The organism is Geodermatophilus tzadiensis, from assembly GCF_003002915.1.
Classification (GTDB): domain Bacteria; phylum Actinomycetota; class Actinomycetes; order Mycobacteriales; family Geodermatophilaceae; genus Geodermatophilus; species Geodermatophilus tzadiensis.
Genome location: NZ_PVTG01000036.1, coordinates 1 through 1,028, shown reverse-complemented (window position 1 = coordinate 1,028; position 1,028 = coordinate 1). Strand labels below are relative to the sequence as shown.

At 72.8% G+C, this 1,028-nt stretch carries 1 protein-coding gene; it reads right to left on the bottom strand.

Going from position 1 to position 1,028, the window contains the following annotated elements:
- Positions 1 to 19: 19 nt before the first annotated feature.
- Positions 20 to 977, bottom strand: a protein-coding gene (locus LY71_RS23030; protein ID WP_425433040.1) for an IS5 family transposase whose coding sequence is annotated in 2 segments (ribosomal slippage) — positions 20 to 601 and positions 603 to 977 — 957 coding nt in all. Because the reading frame shifts where the segments join, the coding sequence is not laid out codon by codon here.
- Positions 978 to 1,028: the final 51 nt, after the last annotated feature.

The following is a 1,028-nucleotide window of genomic DNA, read 5'->3' as shown; positions in this document are numbered from 1 at the left end:
CTAGGAAGTGTCCGGCGGATCATGGGAGCCAGGTCAGTAGTGCGGCGAGGGTCAGTGCGCCGGCGTCGTGGCGGGCGTGTTTGCCGTAGCGGGTGGCCAGTCCGCGCCACTGTTTGACCTGGCAGAAGCCGCGCTCGACGACGTTGCGGCGGGCGTAGCGGACCTTGTCGAAGCCGACCGGGCGGCCGCCGGCGGAGCCCTTGCGGCGCCGGTTGGCCTGCTGGTCGCGGGGCTCGGGGATGGTGTGGGCGATGCCGCGGCGGCGCAGCAGCGTCCGGTTGGCCCGGGAGCTGTAGCCCTTGTCGGCGACCACGTACTCCGGGCGGGTCCGGGGTCGGCCCGGGCCGGCTCTGGCCACCCGCAAGGCGGCCAGCAGCGGGGCGAACATGGTGGTGTCGCTGATGTTGCCGCCGGTCAGCAGGAACACCAGCGCCCGCCCGTGACCGTCGGTCAAGGCGTGAACCTTGGTGGTCAGCCCGCCGCGGGACCGCCCGATCGCGTGATCGCCGGGCTCGACGACGGCGACTTCGGTGGCGGAATCGGCACCCGCGGGGTCACTGATCCGGGTGCCGGCCGCCCTCCTGGTCGTCGTCGGCGGCGTCCCGCCTGGTCGCGGCGTTGCCTCCGACCCGTCGCGCGCTGGCGCCGTGCTGGTGCACCCGGACCACCGTGGAATCGGCCGCGACCAGCCAGTCCAGCTCGCCGGCGGCGTCGGCGTCGGCCTGGGCGCGGGCCAGCAGCCGGGCCCAGGTGCCATCGGCGCTCCACCGGGTCAGCCGCTCGTAGGCGGTCTGCCAGGGCCCGAAATGCTCGGGCACCTCGCGCCATGGCGAGCCGGTGCGGTACTTCCAAGAGATCGCCTCGATCACCTGCCGGTGATCGCGCCACCGCCCTCCGCGCCGACCAGTCGAGGACGGCAGCAATGGCTCCATCCACGCCCACGCCTCATCGGAGACCACCATTCGATGCTGTCGCATCGTCCGGAGACTGCCGACTTACGGCGTCAAGATCCGTCAGACACGCCCTAG